The organism is Armatimonadota bacterium, assembly GCA_031081675.1.
In the GTDB taxonomy this organism is placed as follows: Bacteria; Sysuimicrobiota; Sysuimicrobiia; order Sysuimicrobiales; family Kaftiobacteriaceae; genus Calidihabitans; species Calidihabitans tengchongensis.
In genome coordinates this window covers 141,044-163,232 of the sequence record JAVHLZ010000001.1, presented here as the reverse complement: position 1 = coordinate 163,232, position 22,189 = coordinate 141,044, and the positions used below count along the sequence as shown (strand labels likewise).

Genomic DNA, 22,189 nt, shown 5'->3' with positions numbered 1-22,189 from the left:
CACCGGCCGAGATGTTCTGGGGTGTGGCCTGGAGGAGAGAGGATGAACAGAGCGCTCATGCGTAATGTGTGCACACCATTCCGAAACTGGACACCCTAGATTCGAACTGTTCCCTGTGGCGTTGATCCCAAAGGGATCATGTGATGTGACATGTCCTCGACGCCCGTGGATACGCCTTCCGCCGGCGCACGTCAGCAGGCCTGAAGGAAGTTCGAGGATTTCCGCACATCCCTTCCATCGCCGGCGACGGCGCTGCCTGGCCTGCAAACCTGACGAGAGCCACCCCCCGGCGGGCTGGCGGCGGCGCGGCCACCAGGCGGGGAGCTCGGTGCCGAAGCCGGACAGGCGATTTGGACCGTGGTCCTGGCATGGACAACCTGGGGGCCGGGCAGCTGGCTGCGCAGCTGGCCCGGACCGAGCAGGTTGGCGCCGGATCTGTCGGGTGCTGACCGACCAGGCCCGCGAGGACCGTGGGGTACATGGTCCGGGAGATTCGCCACCGTCGCAGTCGGACCGGAGCGCGCCTGGGTCAACGGTTCGCGGAACGCCTCTCGTACCATTCCCAGCCGGCTGCGGCGCGTCGAGACCCTTCTTGCTCACCGTCTCCATGCGGGCGCCTCCTGTCAGGCGGCTGACCCACGCCGGTCGGCCTGCGGAGTCCACCCGCAGTACCAGATGGAGTCCGTGGGAATACGGCTCGGTACATGTCACGAGGACCAGGGGGTGAAGACAGGAGGAATGCGGTGACCCCGTTTGGTGTCCTGACCCCCTTCGTGGTATCATGTGAAAAAACGCTCATGGCGAGCGTCTCGAAGAGACGCACGTTTCAGCCTGGCCTGACTCCAGACGAGGGAACAGAACAACGCCAACCGGAGGTGATTCACCAGTGCACGTAGGGATTGCTCGCAGGTCTGCCATCGTCCTGGTGGCCGTCCTTCTGCTGACGTGGCCGGCGGCGCCCAGGGCACAGGCGCAGCGCTCTGGTGGAACGCTGACCATTGCGCGGCCGGTGGACGCTGTCTCCCTGGACCCGCATTTCGAGACGACAGCGCCCGGGGCGTGGGTCTATCAACTGATCCTTGAGCCGTTGGTGGCCCTTGGACCTGACATGAAGATCAAGCCTGTGCTTGCTTCCAGTTACAAGGTTCTGGACGCCACGCGAATCCGATTCACCTTGCGGCGGGGGGTGCGCTTCCACGATGGTACCCCCTTCAACGCCCAGGCCGTGAAGTTTACCTTTGAGCGTGCGTTCGACCGGAGGAACCCGGGCCGCTGGGCGAGCCTCGCGGGGCCCATCAAGGGCGTGGAGGTCGTGGATGACTACACGGTGGATATCGTCACCAGCGAGCCGTATGCGCCCTTGCTGTATAGTGTGGCGATGGTCTACGCCGGCATCGTGAGTCCTGCCGCCGTGCAGCGCCTGGGCCCGGAGTTCAGCCGCCAGCCGGTGGGTACCGGACCGTTCAAGTTTCAGGAGTGGCGTACCAACGACCGTATCACTGTCGTACGCAACGATGACTACTGGGGCCCGAAGCCTTACTTGGACCGCATTGTCTTTCGAGTCATTCCCGAGGAGTCTGCCCGGATGATTGCGCTACGCACCGGCGATGTGGATATGGTACTGGTGCCAGCGCCGGCCCAACTCGGTGCCTTTCGCCGCGACCCGGCATTTACGGTAGCGGAAGCTCAGGGTCTCCGCGTCGTCTTCGTTGGCATGAACCTGACCCGACCGCCGCTCTCCGACGTTCGGGTCCGCCGTGCCCTGGTGATGGGGACAAACCGCAAGGCAATCCTGGACAACATTCTCGAGGGCGCGGGTGGTCCTGCCGATGGCATCCTGGCCAAGGGCGTATTCGGCTACGCGCCCATGGAGCTAGACAAGCGCTATCCCTACGACCCAGACCGGGCACGGGCTCTGCTGCAGGAGGCAGGATTCCGTCCTGGGCCAGATGGCATTATGCAGCGCGAGGGGATCCCGCTGGTCCTCACCCTCATCAGCGCGCGTGGACGTTACTTGAAGGATGCCGAGATTGCGGAGGCCTGGCAGGCCCAGATGCGTGCCATCGGCGTCCGGGTGGACATCAGCTTCCTGGAGTGGGCCACGGTATTTACCCACGTCCGCGCGGCAACGCTGGACTACCACCTTTTCATGCTGGGGTGGGTCACCACTACAGCGGACGCGGATTACAGTCTCCTGCCCATGTTCCGCTCCAACATGGCACCCCCGACAGGTTGGAATACTTGGCGCTACGTGAATCCAGAGTTCGACCGGCTAGTGGATCAGGCGCGGGTCAGCACGAAAGCGGAAGAGCGCCAGGAACTGTATGCCCGGGCGCAGGCGATGATCGCCCGGGACATCATGTTCATTCCCTTCTACACGACGAAAGAGATCGCCGTGATGCGGTCGTACGTGAAAGGGTTCGTCCCGCACCCGATTGAGTACAACCAGGGGTTCGCGTACATTTGGCTTGAGAAGTAGCCTCTCCGCCACCGGTGGCCGGGCAACGCTCTCCCGGCCACCGGTGCGCACCCGAGTCGAGCCATGATTCGTTTCATCGCGCACCGCCTGCTTGCGTTGGTGCCCGTGCTGTTGGGCGTACCGCTGTTCATTATGCTCACCATCGACCTGATTCCCGGGGACCCGGCGGCGTTGATGTTGGGAGAAGGGGCCACCGAAGAGATGGTCACGGCGTTGCGGGCGTCATTGGACCTGGACAAGCCCCTGCTGGTCCGCTACGCGCGCTATGTCACGCGACTGCTGCATGGCGACCTCGGGCGCAGCATTCGAGAGGGACGACGGGTGAATGACGAGATCGCCGACGTCTGGCCAGCGACGGCGCAGCTTGCAATGGCCGCCCTGGGCCTGGCCGTGGCCGTGGGGATACCGTTGGGCGTACTCTCGGCTCGCTGGCCGAACTCTTGGTTCGACAACGTTGTACGGGTGGTCACCCTTTTTGGCCTGTCCATGCCCATCTTTTGGATCGGGCTGATCTTCATTGTGGTCTTCAGCCTGTGGCTGGGGTGGCTCCCCCCGGGGGGCCGCGGAGGCCTCCCGCATCTGGTGCTGCCCTCGGTTACGCTGGCGCTGCCCACGATCGCCATGCTGGCCCGCATGACCCGTTCCGCCATGCTGGAGGTCCTGCGGGAGGACTACATACGCACCGCTCACGCCAAAGGCGTTCCCGGTCCTCGGGTTCTGCTTCGTCACGCTCTGCGTAACGCCTTCATTCCTGTCACTACTGTCCTAGGACTGCAGACCGGGCAGTTGCTGGGCGGAGCAATTCTCACAGAAACTGTCTTTTCCTGGCCTGGCATCGGTCGGATGCTGGTGCGCGCTATCTTCGCTCGAGACTATGTGCTCCTGCAGGGGGGCGTACTGGTGCTGGCGCTGACGTTCGTCCTGGTGAACTTGGCTGTGGACCTCTCCTACGCGTACTTCGACCCGCGCATCTCCTACGCATGAGAGCGACCTTGTCGGCAGAGGAGCTCCGCGCTACCCGACCCTGGCCCGAGCGCCAGCGGACCACCGGCCAACTGTTCTGGCGGCGGCTGACGCGCAACCGCCTGGCACTTGTTGGGCTGAGCATTGTCGCCCTCCTGGCGGCTGTGGCGATCTTTGCTCCGTGGATAGCCCCACGCGACCCCTCTGCGCAGATCCTGGAGCACAAGCGCCAGCCGCCATCGGCTGCGTATCCGCTGGGGACAGATGAGTTCGGCCGGGACATCCTCAGCCGGCTCATCTTCGGAAGCCGGGTGGCCTTGCTGGCCGGCGGGATGTCGGTGTTCATTGCCCTGATGCTGGGGACGGCGCTGGGGACCATATCAGCGTACTTTGGCCGTCTGGTGGACCAAGTCGTGATGCGGATGATGGACGTCCTGCTCGCGTTCCCCTACCTGCTGCTGGCTATCGTCATCATCAGTGCGCTCGGGCCAGGCCTGGTGAACACTATTCTGGCCGTGGGAATCTGGGCGACCCCGGGTTTTGCCCGCGTGATCAGGAGTGCGGTGCTGTCGGTGAAGCAGCAGGAATACGTGCAGGCCGCTCGTGCCATCGGTGCCAGCGCAGGCCGCGTCATCACCCGACACATCCTACCCAACTGCATCTCCGTCGCCATCGTCTACTCTGCGCTCTACATGGCCAACGCCATCCTACTGGAAGCGGCGCTGTCATTCCTGGGACTGGGCGTGCAGCCGCCTACGCCCTCATGGGGGCTCATGGTCAGCACGGGGCGCGACTTCCTCCTCATCGCCCCGCACATCGCCACGTTCCCGGGCCTGGCCATCGCGGTGACTGTTTTGGGTTTCAACCTGCTGGGCGACGGGCTGCGCGATGCCCTAGACCCACGGACCTGATCGGCCGGCGAGCAGCTACCCTGCTACGGGTCTCCTTCTGCACCGATCCCGAACAGCGGATCGTCCTTGCGCACCGCAAGAGCTGTGACCATGAAGAGCACCACGCCGTTTGCCGGCGCCTCCAGCACCGCCAGAAGGTCTCCGAAGAGATCACGCACCTCGCCGATAATTTGACTTCGTTCGACCATCTGGCCCGTGGTGACGGCCGGATAGAACGCCCCCTCAACCGGGGCCCGTACCCAGAGAAAGCGCGAGAGCCGCCTGGGACTCGCCCGAAGGACAAGCTGGCCCTGGAGCATCCCCAGGCGGACCATGACGTTTGTTACGCCCCGGACGTGCCGTTCCACCGAAGCCCGATCCAGCACGCCCTGCTGCCCCACCTCGGCGATAATGGCGGGAATTCCCAGGCGCGCCGCAGCAACGTAGGAGGCGCCGGGAACAGCGTCCGGCGGAGCGGCGATGACGTAGTCCAAGTCGAACGCTTCTGCCATGGTTTCTGCGCTGCGATCGAGCCCGGCATTGCCCGTCTGCTGGTAGATGGCAAACGGGATAAGGCTCTCGATCATGTCACCGCCATGCAGGTCGATGTAGGCGTCGCTGCCCTTGATCAGCTCGTTGGTCAGAAAGTGCGTGACACGCTCAGAGGGCGAGCCTGCCATGTCCCCCGGAAAGATACGGTTGATGTTCTTGCCGTCGCGGGGATTGACGTACATGCTGCGTTCATAAAATCCCGGCGTGTTGATCAGGGAGACGATGATGAGAGTGCCTCGCAGCCTGGCCGGGTCCAGCTCCTGCCCCAGACGGATGGCCGCCGCGATGCCCGCGTACTCGGCCGCATGTACGCCAGCGGTAATGGTGAGCGTGGGGCCATCGTCTGCCCCTCGGATCACCACCGCTGGTACTTCCCAGTCCGGCTCCACACCTGGGATGCGAACCATTCCCTGCGCGCGCCCGCCTCGTCCGGGGTGCAGGTGGGCAAAGGCGACACGGCTCATCCCCCGTAGACCTCCGCGTTCACTGCGCTTAGCTCCGCCAGGTTGTCCCAGTGCATCTGTCGCCTCCCCTCCTCCAGGTCGTGAATCATCTTTTGGAGGCGGGCATTGAGCGGCACGGGGATCCCGTGACGCGCCGCCACAGTCACCACGGCGCCAACGATCTGGTCGACTTCGGTCTTGCGGCGGTGGATGGCAAGATCCCGCCATACACCGCTCTTGATTTTCAGTGATCGCCGGTTGAATTCCACCAGGCGGTCCAGGCTGGCGGCGATGCCTGGCCAGTCCCGCGGCTCTCGGAAAGCGAAGGCGGCCGGGTCGTAACCGTCGAACCCCTCGCAACGCACGCCCTCGGCTTCCGCAACGCGGATCGTCTCAGCGGCCAGGTTTGCCAGCATCGGCCGAGAGGGCAGATGACTCAGCACATCCGCAATCGGCTCGTCCACCAGGGCGGTGGCGAAGAGCATCGAGCCGTAGCCCAACTTGCCCCAGAGATATCCCCAGATATTGTCAGTGGCCATCGCGGTGGGGAGGAATGCTTGGCGGAAGACGTCGGCGAGCATGCGGACGCGCTCCGAGATCCTGCCATCCAGCTCGCCGAAGTAGAGAGCGCCGCTCCCCCCGTACGTGACCCGGCCCGGAGCCAAATAGTCAGCCCCGAAGTTCACGAATGCCCCCACCGTGCGCTCAGGGCCCACGCGAGCGGCAATGGCGTGTTCGTTCAAACCGTTTTGCAGCGAGACGATGTAGCTCCCCTGGCCCAGCACCGGCACGATGGGATCCAGGGCCACCTCGGTGTGCATCGCCTTTACGCACAGGAGTACGGGTAGGTCGATGAGACGCAGGCTGTCGCCGTCCGGGGTAGCACCCCGGCTCAGGAGGACATCTCGGAGCTCGGCAGGGAGTATCGCCCGGGCACGAACCGTAAACGTCTCCAGGCCTTCCACCGTCAGCCCAGTCGAATTGATAGCGTCCACGTGCGCGGCGTTCGTGTCGACGAACAGCACGTCATGGCCGCCGCGTACAAGATACGCCCCAACGGTCCCGCCGATCGCTCCCGCACCTACGACGATGAATTGCACGCTTATCGAGCCGCCTCCTCTGCGATCTCCCGCGCAGTACGCAACGCGTGCAGCAGGAGATTCCTGCCTCGCGTTGCCGCGATGGTCAGCGCCCGCGCTTCTGCCGAGCCCTCTGGCACCGTCGCCAGCCGCTCCGCTTCCACCAGAGGCGGCAGGAAGGGAATGGTAGTGGCGGGGTCGTGGTCGAATCGACCCGCTCGCGTGTACAGGACGGGGATGAGCACGCGGCCGAGGGTCGTCAGAGCCCGGTTGATTCTCTCCACACCCCGGGGCCGCGCCCCCTTGGCCCTTGTTGCCCGGAGCCGGAGGGCTCGGGCCGCCGCCAAAAATGCCCGCGCCTCCGCCAGGCAGGCGGACAGGTCGAACCGGCCGTCCAGACGCGCCTGCAGTTCCCTGAGCTTGACAATCACGTCTTTAGCTACGGCTGCGTAGTCCAGGGGCAACACCGGGGCTGTGCACAGCCAGTACGCAGCTGCGGCATAGATCTGAGCGTCGCGCAGGAGGTTGCGTGGGTCAATCTTGTCTATCAGGTCCTGGGGTGTGTGCCACCACCAGCCAAGGCCTCCGCTGTTGCTCCCGGTGAGCGCAAAGTCTCGGCTCGCCTCCGGCCCAAAAGGAGGATGCTCGGATAGCGTCATGAATAATGAGGGGATGCCGATTCCGAGGAAAGACTGATCTCCTGTCCGCCCTACGCGTGTACCGCGGAACTGCTGCCGGGCGATCCGGCGGATGACGGCTGCACCAATCGCCCACGTTTCCGGCATGCAGTATCCTCCTTCAAGCACGTCGGCGCCCCGCCCGCCAATGGAGTCCACGTAGATGTGCACCACGCAACGGCGCGCCAAGTCTTCCCAGAAGTTGTCGGCATACCAGGCGGATCCTGCATACCGACCGTGGGAGTGTCCGGACCAGAAAGCCAGGCGCAGTCCTCGGTAAGGACGGACATGGGCCATCAACCGCCCAATCTCCATCATGGCAGCGTTGGCAGCGCCGTTGTCCATGGCACCCACGTACCAGGAGTCTACGTGGCCAGCTACCAGGATGTAGGTATCTTCATGGGCCCCAGCCACATCGGCTACCAGTAGCGGAAGCCTGCGCCACCCGGTCTCTACCTCTGTGACGATGCGAATCCGTAGGAGGGGTTCCCCCCGCAGCGCAGCTCTGAGCCGTTCTGCGGCAGTGCCGGCTGTCGACACCACAGGGATAGCAGGGAGCTGCGCCAGCCGATCCAGCGTCGGACTTCCCCACACGGTAGATACAATCATCTCGTGCACGAGCGGATCGCGGTTCAGGAAGACCGCGCCGGCGGCACCTGCTGCCTGCAGCTGGGCAACCCGTTCGGGCATGGCCAGCCCGTCTACAACCGCGATCCGTCCGCGCACGTCACGATTCACTCGGGTCAAGTCGGCCGCTCCATCGACCACGTAGATGGCCTGCGCCACCACTCCCTGAGGACCGGTGGCCACCGAAAAGCTGTGGGTGATACAGGGAATGTCTGCGGACTCCGGTCCGTAGACATGCAGTGCCGCGCTGCGGGGAAGACTGATGAGGGCGTCGTGCTCCAATACCTGCGTGCGCAGTCCTGCCGAGGCGAGCTGCCGCCGGATGTACTCGAAGGCCCGTCGCTCTTCGGCGGAGCCCGATAGCCGCTCCCACTGCGTGATCTCCCGGAGATCCTGCATCAGGCGCTCAAGGGACACATTGCGGGCAAATTTCAACCAGTCGGGTGTGTTTCTCATAGCGGTTGGCCGTCATCGTGGTGTGCAGCTCTGGGTACACCTTACCGTACCTACGGTTCCAGGTCAGCCTCCCGAAGCCTGAGGAGCCCCTGCCGCGTCGTCAGCGCGAACCGGCGCTTCTAGGCTGCCCTGAAGCCCCCGCTCGGTTGGCGGCGAGCCCGCATCCAGGCCCAGGAATCTCAACGTTCCCGATTCGACTTCAGCACTCTAAGGTCCTATCCGAAAACGACCTCTCGAACAGGCTCGTGGCACGATGCTGAAAACACCAGGGTCTCTCCGACCCGTCGCCCTATTCGCGGGAATTCCGGGAAGAAACGGTGCGCGTGGGCCTGTCATTGAGGGTCATCGGCGCTCCTCCCAGCTTCCCCACAGGGGGACCTGTCCAACTGGAAGGATTCGCCGTGTGACCCTCCTTCTATGTTAGAGAAACTGTCAACACCTAAGTGAGATAGCTCACCCTAATCCGGGACGAACTCGGGGCCTGTGTTGCGGAAGCGGCGGATGAACTCGGTGATGGCGGCCTCGTCGTAGCGGTCCAGCAGCATCAGCCGTCCCCAGGCCACCACGGCAAGGGGAGCGGGGTTGGCTGGCCGGTGGGTGACGATGACCTTGGACCGGTACCGCCGGGCCAGGGCCGCCAGGCGGTCAACCAGCTCCCGGGCGTCGGCGTCCCGGTAGGAAATCCAGATCCCTCCGTGCTCCAGGTTGTGCACCACCAGTTCGTCGGGCAGCTCGGTGGCGTAAAACCCCCAGGACGCCGCCTGCGGATAGTGCCAGCCGGAGGTGGGAGGGTTGGAGTTGTACGGCGGGTGAGGCTGGCCGGGGGCCACGTGGTCGCGGCCCTGGTCAGGGTAGACCACGACCGGCAGGGTCGGGCCCGGGCGGGTCGCCGCCCAGATGCCCCACCCCGCCGCCGCCACCAGCACCGCCCCGACGCCCAGGATGAGCAAGGTGCGCCTGCGGGCGCGGCGGCGCCGGGCCTCCTCCTCCGCCGTCCGGCGCTGCAGGCGGGCCTGCTTGCGGGCCTCCTTCCTGCTCGCCGGCGCGCGCGCCGGCGACCCTCCCGGTGGGTGCATGTCGTCCCCTAGTGTGCCGCACGTCGGCCGGCCTGGCAATGGGGCCGCGAGGGACCCGACCCGGGGCCACAGGGAACACCCCTGTCAGCCTGGAACACAGTCAGTGGCCTGAGGAGGTATGCCGTGGTCGTCCGCAGCGTCATCAAGCCCAGCGCCTACGCCGATTCGGTGGCGTTGATGCTGGTCCAGCGGGAGGTCCGCGCCCTGCCGGGCGTGCAGGAGGCCGGCGCGGTCATGGGCACCGAGGCCAACAAGGAACTGCTCAAAGACGCCGGCCTGCTGACTCCCGAGGTGGAGGCCGCCGGGCCCAACGACCTGATCCTGGTGGTGCGGGCGGACAGCGAGCAGGCCGCCGCGGCGGCGCTGGAACGGGCCCAGGCGCTGCTGGCCCGCCCCCGGGAGGCCGCCGCCGGGGGGGACTACCGGCCGCGCACCGTGGCGTCGGCGGCGCGGATGCTCGAGGGGGCCAACCTCGCCCTGGTCTCGGTGCCCGGGCGCTTTGCCGCCGGGGTGGCGCGGGAGGCCCTGGACGCGGGACTGCACGTGATGCTCTTCAGCGACAACGTGCCCCTGGACGCCGAGATCTCCCTCAAGCAGGCCGCCGCGGCGCGGGATCTGCTGCTGATGGGGCCCGACTGCGGGACGGCGATCCTGGGCGGGGCCGCCCTGGGCTTTGCCAACCGGGTCCGCCGGGGTGCGGTGGGCATCGTGGGCGCGGCGGGAACCGGCATCCAGCAGGTGGCGTCCCTGGTGCACCTGGGAGGCGCCGGCATCTCCCACGCCCTCGGCACCGGAGGGCGGGACCTGCACCGCGGCGTGGGCGGCCTGACCGCCCGGGCAGCCCTGGCCGCCCTGGCCGCCGACCCGCGCACCGAGGTGATCGTGCTCGTCAGCAAGCCCCCGGACCCTCAGGTGGCCTCTACGCTGCTGGGGCTGGCGCGGCAGGTGCCCAAGCCCACGGTGGCCGCCTTCCTGGGAGCCGCCGTGACCGGCGAGGGTCGTGTGCGCGGAGCCGCGACCCTGGAAGAGGCGGCGCGGGTGGCGGTCCAGCTGGCGACGGGGCGCGAGCCCCGCTGGCCTCACTGGGAGGCGCTTCCAGCCCAGGAGGCGGCCCGGCTGGCCCCCTCCCAGAAGTTCATCCGGGGGCTGTACAGCGGAGGGACCCTGTGCTACGAGGCGCTGCTGCTGCTGGAGCGGTATGTGGGCCCGGTGTGGTCCAACACCCCTCTGGACCCGGACCGCGCCCTGGAGTCGGGCACCCGCAGCCGCGAGCACACGGTGGTCGACATGGGCGCCGACGAGTTCACCGTCGGGCGGCTGCACCCCATGCTGGATCCGACCCTGCGGATCCAGCGGATCCTGCGGGAGGCCGACGACCCCGAGGTGGCGGTCCTGTTGCTGGACGTGGTCCTGGGCTACGGGGCGCATCCCGATCCGGCCCGCGAGCTGGCCCCGGCGATCCGCCAGGCGCGGGAGCGCGCCCGCGCCGCGGGGCGGTGGCTGCCGGTGGTGGTCTCGGTGTGCGGGACCGAGGAGGATCCCCAGGACTACCACACGCAGGTGGCCACGCTGGTGGATGCCGGCGCCATCGTCCAGGCCACCAATGCGCAGGCGGCGCGCCTCGCCGGACTGATCGCCGAAGCCGCCGGGAGCCGGGGACGGGAGCGGCCTCCCGTGCAGGTGCCCCCTCCGGCGGAGGTCGGCCCCCTTCCCGACGCGCCGCGCATCCGGTCCCTTCTGGACGGCCCGGTCCACGTGGTCAACGTGGGGCTGGAGATGTTCGCCCGCAGCCTCGCCGACCAGGGGGTGCCGGTGGTGGACGTGGACTGGCAGCCTCCGGCCGGAGGCGACCGCAGGCTGATGGACATCCTGGACAAGCTCAATGCGTGAGAACGGGATCACGCATCAGGGATCCGGAACCTCTGGTGGCGGGATCGGAACCGGATTCCTGATCACGGACGCCGGACAGCACGCGTCGAACTGAGGGACAGGTGAGACCCATGGGCACCATCGACGACGCCAACCGGGTGGCCGTGCAGCGCATCCTGGACAGCCAGCCCGTGCTGGCGGGGGTGGCGCCGGCGGGCGAGGTCATCCCGGGCATGCGCCGCAACCTGATCCTCCACGCCGGCCCGCCGATCACCTGGGAGCGGATGTCCGGGCCCCTGCGGGGAGCCGTGATCGGCGCGCTCCTGTTTGAGGGCCTGGCCGCCGACGAGCGCCAGGCGGTGGCCCTGGTGGAGCGGGGAGAGGTCGACTTCGCCCCCTGCCACCACCACCAGGCGGTGGGGCCCATGGCCGGCGTCACCACCGCGTCCATGCCGGTGTACATCGTGGAGAACCGGCCGTTCGGCACCCGGGCGTTCTCCACCCTCAACGAGGGCTACGGCAAGGTCCTGCGCTACGGCGCCTACAGTGAGGACGTCCTCAGCCGCCTGCGGTGGCTGCGGGACGTGGCGGGCCCGCTGCTGGGGCGGGCGCTGGAGCGCGCCGGCGGGCTGGACATGAAGGCCCTGATGGCCCGCCAGCTCACCATGGGCGACGAAGGCCACAACCGCAACGTGGCCGGCTCGGCTCTGTTTGCCCGCCTGCTGGCTCCCCACCTGGCCCGCAGCGGTCCCGTGGACGACGTGGCGGCGGTGATGACCTACCTGGCGGAGAACGACCTGGCCGTGCTCAATCCGGTCATGGCCGCCTGCAAGGCCACCCTGGACGCCGCCCACGGCATCCCGCGGTCCACGGTGGTCACGTGCATGGCCCGCAACGGCACCGACTTCGGCATCCGGGTCAGCGGGCTGGGCGACGCGTGGTTCGTGGCCCCGGCCGAGGTGCCGGTGGGGCTGTTCTTCCCCGGCTACACCCAGGAGGACGCCAACCCCGACATCGGCGACAGCACCATCACCGAGACGGCCGGCATCGGGGGGTTCGCCATGGCCGCCGCGCCGGCCATCGTCAAGTTCGTGGGCGGCACCCCGGCGATGGCGGTGCAGGCGACCCTGGAGATGTACGAGATCACCGTGGCCGAGAACCCGACCTTCGCCATCCCCCAGCTGGATTTCCGGGGCACGCCCACCGGCATCGACATCCGGAAGGTGGTGCGCACGGGAATCCTGCCCCGGGTCAACACCGGCATCGCCCACCGCCGGCCCGGGGTGGGGCAGATCGGCGCCGGGCTGGTGCGCCCCCCCATGGCCTGCTTCACCCAGGCGGTGGAGGCGTTCGCCGCCGGCGTGGAATAGGCAGCGTCCTCTCGCGTCCTCGCGCGCCCCGGGGACAGGAGCCCGGGCTCGGGGCGTCGTAGTGCTGCTATCAAATCTCCCCACCGGGGACAGATCGCCCGCCGGCCCGGCGCCCCCACCCTGGCCCGGGGCGCATCCGGCTCACCGCTGCGCCCCCCAACCCGGAGACCGGGGAGAGGAAGGAGAGTGGGAGCATGGACCCATGGACCCGCAGGCCGCGCCGGTGGGTGCTGGTGATGACGGCCGGCCTGCTTCTGGGACTGGTGGCGGTGCCCACGGGCGCCCAGGCCCCGCGCCGGGGCGGCACCCTGGTCTTCGTGGTGTCCGCCGAGCCGCCGTCGCTGGATGCCCACCGGGAGGCCACCTTCGCCCTGATCCACCCCACGCGCCCCCACTACAACCTGCTGGTGAAGTTCGACCCCCTCAACTACCCGAAGGTGGTCCCCGACCTGGCCGAGTCCTGGACCGTGTCCCCCGACGGCCTGACCTACACCTTCAAGATCCGCCGGGGGGTGCGGTTCCATGACGGCTCGCCGCTCACCGCGCGGGACATCAAGGCCAGCTACGACAAGATCATCTTCCCCACCGGGGACGTGGTCAGCGCCCGCAAGGCGGTCTACGAGGTGGTGGAGCGGGTGGACGCCCCCGATCCCACCACGGTGGTGTTCACGCTCAAGTGGCGGTCGGCGTCGTTCCTGGCCAGCGTGGCCTCGCCGTGGAACTGGATCTACAAGGCCGACCTCCTGGCCCAGGACCCGCACTGGTACGAGCGCAACGTGATGGGCACGGGTCCGTTCAGGTTCGTGGAGTACGCGCGGGGGTCCCACTGGGTCGGGACGCGCAACGAGGCGTACTTCGTCCGCGGGCGGCCCTACCTGGACGGCTACCGGGCCCTGTTCATCCGCAGCGGCGCCGCCCAGGTGAATGCCATCAAGAGCGGCCAGGCCCACGTGGAGTTCCGGGGCTTTTCTCCCGCCCAGCGGGACGAGATCGTGCGTGCCCTGGGCGACAAGATTCGGGTGCAGGAGAGCGGCTGGTTGTGCAACAACACCGTGGTGTTCAATACCCGGCGCCGGCCCTTTGACGACGCCCGCTTCCGCCGCGCCCTGACCCTGGCCATCGACCGGTGGGGAGGGTCCCGGGCCCTGTCCCAGATCGCCTTCGTGGAGCCGGTGGGCGGGGTGATGCGGCCTGGCGGGCCCTACGCCACCCCGGAGGAGGACCTGGTCAAACTGGCCGGCTACGGGCGCGACATCGCCGCCGCCCGGGCGGAGGCCCGCCGGCTGCTGGCCGAGGCGGGAGTGCCCGAGGGATTCAGCTTCGAGCTGCTCAACCGCAACATCCAGATGCCCTACGAGTTCGTGGCCATCTACCTGATCGACCAGTGGCGGCAGATCGGCCTCAACGTGCGCCATGTGGTGAAGGAAACCGCCGCCTACCTGGCCGACGAGCGGGCGGGCAACTTCGACGCGGCCGTGGACTTCAACTGCGACTTTTACGACGACCCCGACGCCCAGCTGGTGAAGTTCCTGTCGGCGGACAAGAGCCCGCTGAACTATGGCGGGTATACCGACCGCATCCTGGACCGGCTGTACACCGAGCAGAGCCGGGAGCAGGATCCCGCGCGGCGCCTGCGGCTGGTCCGCCAGTTCGAGAAGCGGCTGCTGGACGAGCGCGCCTGGCAGATCTACGTCCTGTGGTGGAAGCGCATCATCCCGCACTGGGCCACCCTGCAGGGCTACAAGGTGGGCCCGTCCCACTACCTGGAGGACCTGCAGGACGTCTGGCTGTCGGAGTAGGGGCGGCATGACGCGCGGGCCGGCCGGCGGAGCGCGCCCGGCCGGCCCCGCCCGCCCCACCCGGCCTGCGCCGTGACCCGCTTCGTCATCCGCCGTCTGCTGCTCACGGTCCCCACCTTCCTGGCGGTGGCGGTCCTGGTGTTCGTGCTGGTGCGGGTGGTGCCCGGCGATATCGTGGAGCTGCGCCTGGTCAGCGGCGGCACCTTCGTCACCCCCGGCGTTGTGGAGGCCGAGCGCGCCCGGCTGGGGCTCAACAAGCCCCTGTGGCGCCAGTTCGCCGACTGGATGGCGGGGCTGGCGCGGGGGGATCTGGGGGTGTCCATGTGGAGCGGCCAGCCCATCACCCGGGAGATCTCGCTGCGGCTGCAGCTCAGCCTGGAGCTGGCGGTGCTGGCCACGGTGATCGCGGTGGCCCTGGCCCTGCCCCTCGGGACGGCGGCGGCGGTCCGGCGGGGCACGTGGGTGGACCACGCCGTGCAGGTGTTCAGCGTGGCCGGGCTGGCCACGCCGTCGTTCTGGCTGGGGATCCTGCTGCTGCTGTTCCTGCTGACCTACTTCCGGTGGCTGCCCCCCCTGACCTTCACCCCCCTGTGGAAGGATCCGCGGGCCAACCTGCTGCAGCTGCTCTGGCCGGCCCTGGCGGTGGGCTACCGGTACTCGGCGGTGGCCACCCGGATGACCCGCTCGGCCCTGCTGGAGGTGCTGCGGGAAGACTATGTGCGCACCGCCTGGGCCAAGGGGCTGACCCGGGAAGACATCGTGCGCCGCCACGCCCTGCGCAACGCGCTGCTGCCGGTGGTGGCGGTGGTGGGTCTGGAGTTCGCGTTCCTCATCGGCGGCCTGGTGGTCACCGAGCAGGTCTTCAACCTCAACGGGATCGGCAAACTGTTCGTGGACGCCGTCGCCCACCGGGACTACACCCTGATCCAGGGGCTGATGCTGGTGGTGGCGGCCGGCTACATCCTGGTCACCTTCCTGCTGGACCTGGTGTACGCGTGGATCGACCCGCGGGTCTCCTATGACTAGCCCGGCGGTACCGGCGGCCGACGCGCGCCGTTCCCTGCCCGCTGCGCGGCCGCGGCGGGGCCGGGTGGGCCGGTTTGCCGCGCGCCACCCCCTGGGGGCGGCTGCGGCCCTCCTGCTCCTGCTGCTGACGGCCGCGGCCGTTCTCGCCGAGCAGGTGGCCCCCTACGACCCGGTGGCCAACGACTTCCTGGCCATGTTCGCGCCTCCGTCCTCCCGCCACTGGCTGGGGACCGACGCCTTCGGCCGGGACGTGCTCAGCCGGATCATCTTCGGCGCCCGCACCGCGCTGCTGGTGGGGGTGCTGTCAGCCGCGGCCGGGGCCACGGCGGGGGGCGTGCTGGGGGTGGCCAGCGCCTACTTCGGGGGGACCACCGACCTCGTGGTCCAGCGTCTGGCCGACATCCTGATCTCCTTTCCCCTGATCGTTCTGGCCCTGGCGATCGTGGCCATCCTGGGGTCGGGCACCGCCAACCTGATCATCGCCATCGCGCTGTCCTTTGTCCCCCGGGCGGAGGTGGTGGTGCGGGGCGCGGCTCTGGCCGTCCGCCGCATGGCCTACGTGGAGGCGGCCCAGGCGGTGGGGGCGGGATCGTGGCGGATCATCGTCCGCCACATGGTGCCCAACGTGGTGGCGCCCTACCTGGTGCTGCTCACGGCGTTTGTGGGCCAGGCGATCCTGCTGGAAGCGTCGCTGAGCTTTCTGGGGCTGGGGGTGACCGAGCCCACGCCCGCGTGGGGGCTGATGCTGTCGGGAGCCGCGGTGGAGTTCGTGCAGCGCGCGCCGTGGATGGCGGTCTTTCCGGGGCTGGCCATCACCGTCACGGTCCTGGCGGTGAACGTGCTGGGCGACGCCCTGCGGGACGCCCTGGATCCCCGCCTGAGAACCTGAGCGGGCGCCCCTACAGCCCCCCGGGGCTGTCCAGCCCCGCCAGCAGGCCGTCCACGACCGGGAGGATGCCGCGCAGGTCGGAGACCTCCCACGCAGGGGCGTAGCGGGGGTCACACACCGCCTCTCCCTCCCGGTTCACCCAGACGGTGCGGATGCCGGCAGCCGTCGCCCCGACCGCGTCCGTCGGCGAGCCCGCCACGTGGAGCAGCTCGTCCCGGCTCACGCCCATCAGCGCCACCGCCTGCTCGTACACCCACCGGTGCGGCTTGAACCGGCCTCCCTCGGTGGAGACGATCACGTCCACCGCCACCGGCAGGGTCCGCAGCAGGGCCGCCAGCGCCCCCCGGTCCCCGTTGGACAGCACCCCCAGGCGCAGGGGCCGCGCCCGCAGGGCCCGCAGGACGTCGACGGTCTCCGGCCACGGCGGCAGCCTCTCCCACGCCGCCAGCAGGGCGTCCTCCTCGTCGCCGCGCAGCGGCGGCTGCAGGTCCCCCAGGGCCCGCCGCAGGGAGACCGTCAGGGCCCGGCGGTTGCTGGCGGGCTCGCCGTCCAGGGCCGCGGCCACCAGCAGGTAGTCGCGGTGATACCGGCGCCACCGCCCGGCCAGCTCGCGGGCCCGCTGGCCCTGCCCCCGCCCGGCCAGCACGTCCACCAGGGCGGCCTGCAGGCCGCCCACCGTGTCCACCAGCGCCGAGTAGACGTCCAGCGTGACCGCGCGCAGCGCCATGGCCCACCCGCTCCCGTCACGATGCCGACTCCCGGAGTTCGCCGCGGGGGAAACGCGTGCCTGCGCGGCGTACTAGGACAGTGGTAGGCCGCCGGCCCATGCCGGCGGCCGGGCCCGCGCGGGAATGCGGGGACTCCGGGCATCCACTCCAGGAGGTGACCGCCTGATGGCGCTCAAGCCCTTTGACCTGAGCCGGTGCCGCGTGCTGGACCTCAGCCAGAACTTCAGCATCGACTCCCCGCCCTTCGCCTACTACGAAGGGCCCAAGATCACCTGGGTGAAGAAGATCGCCTTTGAGGGCGTCAACGCCCAGCACATCTCCACCACCAACCACATCGCCACCCATCTGGACTCGCCGCTGCACTTCTTCGACCCGGGCCCCGACGTCGCCGGCATCCCCATCGAGCAGCTGGTGGGCCCGGCCTGCGTGGTGGACCTGCAGCAGTTCGGCATCGGCGACTACGGCATCTACGGTCCGGATCACTTCGAGGCGTGGGAGCGCAAGTACAACATCCGCATCGAGCGCGGCGACATTCTGGTGATCCACACCGGCTACCACGCCTACTACAACGAGGACTGGTCTCCCCACACCCGCTCCCAGCACCCCGACGCGCGCCCGGACCTGCCCCGGGCGTTCCTGCGCCACCCCGGGCCGCGGGCGGAGTTCTGCCGGTGGGTGCTGGACCGGGGAATCCGCTGGATGGCCATCGACGCCATCAGCACCGACCACCCGTTCAACACCAAGGTGCGGGACGCCCGGCGGGACCTGATCCCCGAGGTGGAGCGCACGATCGGCATGTCGCTGGACGAGGCCTTCCCCTGGCCCCGGGACTACCAGGCCACCCACACCCTGCTGTTCCCCCGCGGGGTGTTCCACATCGAGAACGTGGGCGGCCACATCGACCTGATCCTCAACCAGCGGGTGTGGGTCGGGGCGTTCCCGTTCCGCTTCAAGGGCGGGGAGGCGGCCTTCTGCCGGTTCGTCGCGTTCGTGGAGGCGTGACCGGCCCGGATGATGCCCCTGGACGACCTCCTGGTGGTGGACCTGAGCCGGGCGCTGGCGGGGCCGTTCTGCACCCTGATGCTGTCCGACCTGGGCGCCCGGGTGATCAAGGTGGAAACTCCCGAGGGCGGGGACGACACCCGCGGGTGGGGGCCGCCGTTTGTGGGCACCGAGAGCGCCTACTTTCTGAGCGTGAACCGCAACAAGGAGAGCCTGACCCTCAACCTCAAGGACCCCCGGGGGGTGGCCGTCCTGCGCCGGTTGCTACAGCGGGCCGACGTGCTGGTGGAAAACTTCCGCCCGGGCACCATGGAGCGGCTGGGCCTGGGCTACGCCCGGGTGCATGCGGACTTCCCCCGGCTGATCTACGCCAGCATCTCGGGGTTCGGACAGGACGGGCCCGCCCGCGATCGCGCCGCCTACGACCTGATCCTCCAGGGCATGGGCGGGCTGATGAGCATCACCGGGGAGGAGGACGGGCCGCCGGTGAAGGTGGGGGTGGCCATCGCCGACATCGGCGCCGGGATGTATGCGGCGTTTGGCATCCTGGCGGCCCTGCGGGCCCGGGAGCGCACCGGCACCGGCCAGTGGGTGGACGCCGCGCTGCTGGACGGGCAGGTGAGCTGGCTCACCTATGCGGCGGCCATCTACTTCGCCACGGGGGAGAGCATGGGCCGCCTGGGCAGCGCGCACCCCACCATCGTGCCCTACCAGGCCTTCCGCACCGCGGACGGCTATCTGAATGTGGCGGTGGGCAGCGAGGCCATCTGGAAGCGGTTCTGCGAGGCCGTGGACCCCGGGCTGGCGGGTGACCCCCGCTACGCCACCAACCGGGACCGGGTCGCCCACCGGCGCGACCTGGTGGCCCACCTCAGCCGGCTGTTTGCCCGGCGGACCACCGCCGCCTGGATGGAGATCCTGGACGCGGCGGGGGTGCCCAACGGCCCCATCCTCACCATCGCCGAGGTTTTCGGTCATCCCCAGGTCCTCCACCGGCAGATGGTGGTGGAGATGGATCACCCCGCCGCCGGGCGCATCCGTCAGACCGGCCTGCCGGTCAAGCTGTCGGCCACTCCGGGCCGCCTGCGGACCCCGCCGCCCACGCTGGGCCAGCACACCACCGCCATCCTGCGGGAGCTGGGCTACTCGGACGCGGAGGTGGCGGCCCTGCGGGCGGACGGCGTGGTCTGAACGGAGGGGAGGGCGTCGGGCCGTGCGGGTGCGTCGGCAGCCGACCGCGGGTCCGCCGGAGCAGGCGGTGACCTGTCCGCAGTGTGCGTCGGCGGTCTCCGCGCAGGCCCTGCGGGACGCGCTGTACGTCTGTCCGGCCTGCCAGGCGCACCTGCACATGCCGGCGCGGGACCGCATCGCCTCGCTGGCCGACCCGCGCTCGTTCCGGGAGTTCGACCGCGGGCTGGTGTCGGTGGACCCGCTGCGCTTCACCGACCGCCGTGCCTACCGGGACCGGCTGGCCGAGGCCCGCCGGGCGACCGGGCTGCGGGAGGCGGCGGTGGTGGGCGAGGCGCGCCTGCTGGGCCAGCGGGTGGTGCTGGTCGTGTTCGACTTCGGCTTTCTGGGCGGCACCATGGGCTCGGTGGTGGGCGAAAAGGTCGCCGACGCCTTCGAGTACGCCACCCGGGCGCGCCTCCCGGTGGTGAGTGTGGTCTGCAGCGGCGGGGCGCGGATGCAGGAGGGGATGCTGTCGCTGATGCAGATGGCCAAGACCGCCGCCGCCCGGGCGGCCCACGACCGCGCCGGCCTGGCGCACATCGCGGTCCTGACCGATCCCACCTTCGGCGGGGTGGCCGCCAGCTTCGCCTCCCTGGGGGATGTGCTGATCGCCGAGCCCGGCGCCCAGATCGGGTTTGTGGGGCCCCGGGTCATCGACCTGACCCTGGGAGAACCCCAGCCCCCGGACTCTCACCGGGCCGAGACATTGCTGCGGGCGGGGCTGCTGGACATGGTGGTGCCGCGGCCGGCCCTGCGCCCGACCCTGGGCTATCTGGTCGCCCGGCTGACCCGGCCGCCGGCCCTCCGCCGGCGGCCGGCACCCGCCGACGTGATCCGCCGGCGGCCGCGCCCGGCCGAGCCGCCCTGGCAGGCGGTGCAGCTGGCCCGCCATCCCGAGCGGCCCACCGCCCTCAGCTACATCGAGCGGCTGTGCGACCGCTTCGTGGAACTGCACGGCGACCGCCAGTCCGGCGACGATCCGGCGGTGGTGTGCGGGGTGGGCGAGATGGGCGGGCGCACGGTCGTGATCGTCGCCCACGAGCGGGGCCGGAGTCCCGAGGAGCAGGCGGCGCGGCGCCGCGGGATGCCTTTCCCCGAAGGCTACCGCAAAGCGCTGCGGGTCATGATGCTGGCCGGCAAGTTCGGCCTGCCGGTGCTGACCTTGATCGACACCCCGGGGGCGTACCCGGGCTACCAGGCCGAGCAGCGCGGTATCGCCCAGGCCCTGGCCGCCAACTTGCAGGCGATGGCGTCTCTGCCGGCGCCCATCGTCTCGGTGGTGATCGGCGAGGGCGGCAGCGGGGGCGCCCTGGCCCTGGGGGTCGCCGACCGGGTGCTGATGCAGGAGCACGCCATCTACTCGGTGATCTCGCCGGAAGGGGCGGCCGCCATCCTGTTCCGGGATGCCTCCCGGGTGCAGCAGGTGGCGGAGGCGCTGAAGATCACCGCCGACGACCTCCTCCGCCTGGGCATCATCGACGGCATCGTGGCCGAGCCGCCCGGCGGGGCCCACACCGACCCCGATGGGGCCGCCCGGATGCTGGGTCAGGCGGTGGCGGCCGCGCTGGACGAGCTGTCGGACCTCCGGCCCCAGGCGCTGGTGCGGCGCCGGTACCGCCGCTACCGGCACATCGGCGAAGTGGGCGTCTACTGGCGGCAGGTGGTCCGGGAAGAGATGCAGGAGCTTCTGGACAGCCTCGAGCAGCGCCTGCGCCCCCGCGGCTGACGCCGCCCTGTCCTTTTCCCTCTTCCCTCTTCCTTCACCTAAGCGTGCGCGGCCGCACGGTGCCGGTGTACACCCGGTCAATGGTCCCTCGCTCGGAGATCAGGTAGAGCGCGGGGACCCCGGGAGTCAGCCGGTACTGGCGGGCCACCTGAGGCGTGCCGAAGACCAGCGGCACCCGCACCGGCCAGGTGGCCAGAAATCCGCGCACCGCTACCCGGTCAGCCCGCATCACGACCACCAGGGCGGCCAGCGCGGGGGTCTGCTCCGCCCGGTCGTCCAGCTCGCGGATGAGCCGCTGTTCGTCGGGCTCCAGGTCCCAGACAAACAGGACCGCCGTCCGCCGGCCGCGGAAGGACTCCAGGCGATAGATGATCCCCAGCCGGTCCTTCAGCGAGAACGGCGGAGCGGGAGTGCCGACCATCGGCGGCCTGGGGGAGGAGGCGGGCGGCCGCGCAGCGGTCCGGGGCGCGGGTCGGGGAGATGTCCGGGACGGAGGCGGCGTCCGGGGCGGCGCCGCCAGCGCCACCTCCACCGTGGCGTCCCCCGGGCCCACGTTCACCGTGCGCACCTCCGGGGCGTATCCCGCCCGGAGGATTTTCACCCGGTAGGTCCCCGGCTCCAGCCCCTCGATCGCCAGCGGCGTGGTGCCGGCCGGCCGGTCGTTGAGGTAGACCGCGGCGCCGGGGGGCGTGGACAGCACGGTCAGCGTCAATCCGGCGAGCACAGGGGATGCGGCCCCCGGCGCCGGCAGAACCCCCGGGGAAGGCGTCGGCGCGCGGTGCGCGACCAGGTCCCGGCTCCACCTGACCGCCCGCTGCACCGTCTGCCCGGTCCCGTCGCGCAGCGCCCGCAGCGTGGGAACCCGGGCGCTGACTGCCGGCAGGCCGCCCAGGACGGCGAGGGCGGCCACGGCGGTGGCTGTGCCGACCGCAATGCCCAGGATCCACCGGCCGGCCGAGCCCCGGCGGGATGCCGACAGGGGCCGCACGTCGGTCGAGAACAGCACGCCGGTGCGGGACAGGTCGGTGCCGCAGTGCTCGCAGTACAGGGCGCCGGCCAGCAGGCGCGAGCCGCAGATCGGACACGATTGCTCCCTTTTCGGCCCGGGTGCGAACGACCGCAGCTCCCCCATCGGGCAGACCTCCTCCCACATCCATGCCCGGAGGCCGCCCGGTTTTGACGTGAGGGGAAGGGAAGAGGGAAAAGGGCAAAGGGAAAAGGGAAAAGGGAAGAAGGAAGAGGGGTCTACCCTTTTGCTGTCTCCCTCTTCCCTCTTCCTTCTTCCTTCCTCTTACTGCGCCACCAGCT

Annotated in this window: 17 protein-coding genes; 11 read left to right on the top strand and 6 right to left on the bottom strand. The window is 69.5% G+C overall.

The genetic code is table 11. From position 1 onward, the window contains the following. Positions 1–925: 925 nt before the first annotated feature. From RB150_00795 to RB150_00785, 3 genes are all read left to right on the top strand, one after another. Positions 926–2,479 carry an ABC transporter substrate-binding protein gene (locus RB150_00795; protein ID MDQ7819079.1) on the top strand — a complete coding sequence of 518 codons (1,554 nt, stop codon included), beginning with the start codon at positions 926–928 and terminating at the stop codon, positions 2,477–2,479. A gap of 63 nt (positions 2,480–2,542) precedes the next feature. Then, positions 2,543–3,463: an ABC transporter permease gene (locus RB150_00790; GenBank protein ID MDQ7819078.1), complete on the top strand. Its 921-nt coding sequence runs from the start codon at positions 2,543–2,545 to the stop codon at positions 3,461–3,463. A gap of 8 nt (positions 3,464–3,471) precedes the next feature. Beyond that, complete coding sequence (locus RB150_00785; protein ID MDQ7819077.1) at positions 3,472–4,353, top strand: ABC transporter permease; 882 nt, start codon at positions 3,472–3,474, stop codon at positions 4,351–4,353. 23 nt (positions 4,354–4,376) lie between these two features. Here RB150_00785 and RB150_00780 read toward each other — a convergent pair whose 3' ends face one another. From RB150_00780 to RB150_00765, 4 genes are all read right to left on the bottom strand, one after another. Continuing rightward, positions 4,377–5,348: a succinylglutamate desuccinylase/aspartoacylase family protein gene (locus tag RB150_00780; protein MDQ7819076.1), complete on the bottom strand. Its 972-nt coding sequence runs from the start codon at positions 5,346–5,348 to the stop codon at positions 4,377–4,379. Continuing rightward, the gene (locus RB150_00775; GenBank protein ID MDQ7819075.1) at positions 5,345–6,427 is read right to left on the bottom strand and encodes a 2-dehydropantoate 2-reductase; all 1,083 of its coding nucleotides are present in this window, start codon (positions 6,425–6,427) and stop codon (positions 5,345–5,347) included. Before RB150_00775 ends, RB150_00780 begins: the two co-directional genes overlap by 4 nt. A gap of 2 nt (positions 6,428–6,429) precedes the next feature. Next, positions 6,430–8,166 (bottom strand): M28 family peptidase, encoded by a 1,737-nt coding sequence (locus RB150_00770; protein MDQ7819074.1) that lies wholly within the window; start codon positions 8,164–8,166, stop codon positions 6,430–6,432. Between the two features lie 458 nt (positions 8,167–8,624). Continuing rightward, on the bottom strand, positions 8,625–9,242 hold the full coding sequence (locus RB150_00765) for a DUF3105 domain-containing protein (GenBank protein ID MDQ7819073.1): 618 nt from the start codon (positions 9,240–9,242) through the stop codon (positions 8,625–8,627). A gap of 123 nt (positions 9,243–9,365) precedes the next feature. Between RB150_00765 and fdrA the strand changes: the two genes are divergently transcribed. From fdrA to RB150_00740, 5 genes are all read left to right on the top strand, one after another. Then, complete coding sequence (gene fdrA / locus RB150_00760; protein MDQ7819072.1) at positions 9,366–11,132, top strand: acyl-CoA synthetase FdrA; 1,767 nt, start codon at positions 9,366–9,368, stop codon at positions 11,130–11,132. 110 nt (positions 11,133–11,242) lie between these two features. Further along, positions 11,243–12,481: a DUF1116 domain-containing protein gene (locus RB150_00755; protein ID MDQ7819071.1), complete on the top strand. Its 1,239-nt coding sequence runs from the start codon at positions 11,243–11,245 to the stop codon at positions 12,479–12,481. A 194-nt stretch (positions 12,482–12,675) separates the two neighbouring features. Further along, complete coding sequence (locus tag RB150_00750) at positions 12,676–14,280, top strand: ABC transporter substrate-binding protein (protein ID MDQ7819070.1); 1,605 nt, start codon at positions 12,676–12,678, stop codon at positions 14,278–14,280. 72 nt (positions 14,281–14,352) lie between these two features. Next, complete coding sequence (locus tag RB150_00745) at positions 14,353–15,306, top strand: ABC transporter permease (protein ID MDQ7819069.1); 954 nt, start codon at positions 14,353–14,355, stop codon at positions 15,304–15,306. Next, complete coding sequence (locus RB150_00740) at positions 15,299–16,195, top strand: ABC transporter permease (protein ID MDQ7819068.1); 897 nt, start codon at positions 15,299–15,301, stop codon at positions 16,193–16,195. Before RB150_00745 ends, RB150_00740 begins: the two co-directional genes overlap by 8 nt. A gap of 10 nt (positions 16,196–16,205) precedes the next feature. Here RB150_00740 and RB150_00735 read toward each other — a convergent pair whose 3' ends face one another. Continuing rightward, positions 16,206–16,922, bottom strand: coding sequence for an HAD-IA family hydrolase (locus RB150_00735; protein MDQ7819067.1), 717 nt, complete (start codon positions 16,920–16,922; stop codon positions 16,206–16,208). Between the two features lie 166 nt (positions 16,923–17,088). Here RB150_00735 and RB150_00730 point away from each other — a divergent pair, with 166 nt between their 5' ends. Genes RB150_00730 through RB150_00720 form a run of 3 tightly spaced genes read left to right on the top strand, consistent with a single transcriptional unit; the run spans position 17,089 to position 20,881 of the window. After that, on the top strand, positions 17,089–17,925 hold the full coding sequence (locus tag RB150_00730) for a cyclase family protein (GenBank protein ID MDQ7819066.1): 837 nt from the start codon (positions 17,089–17,091) through the stop codon (positions 17,923–17,925). Between the two features lie 9 nt (positions 17,926–17,934). Next, positions 17,935–19,116, top strand: coding sequence for a CoA transferase (locus RB150_00725; protein MDQ7819065.1), 1,182 nt, complete (start codon positions 17,935–17,937; stop codon positions 19,114–19,116). A 22-nt stretch (positions 19,117–19,138) separates the two neighbouring features. After that, on the top strand, positions 19,139–20,881 hold the full coding sequence (locus tag RB150_00720) for an acetyl-CoA carboxylase carboxyltransferase subunit alpha (GenBank protein MDQ7819064.1): 1,743 nt from the start codon (positions 19,139–19,141) through the stop codon (positions 20,879–20,881). 34 nt (positions 20,882–20,915) lie between these two features. On the opposite strand, the gene RB150_00715 is transcribed toward RB150_00720, so the two are convergent. Beyond that, complete coding sequence (locus RB150_00715; protein ID MDQ7819063.1) at positions 20,916–22,013, bottom strand: PEGA domain-containing protein; 1,098 nt, start codon at positions 22,011–22,013, stop codon at positions 20,916–20,918. Between the last annotated feature and the right edge of the window lie 176 nt (positions 22,014–22,189).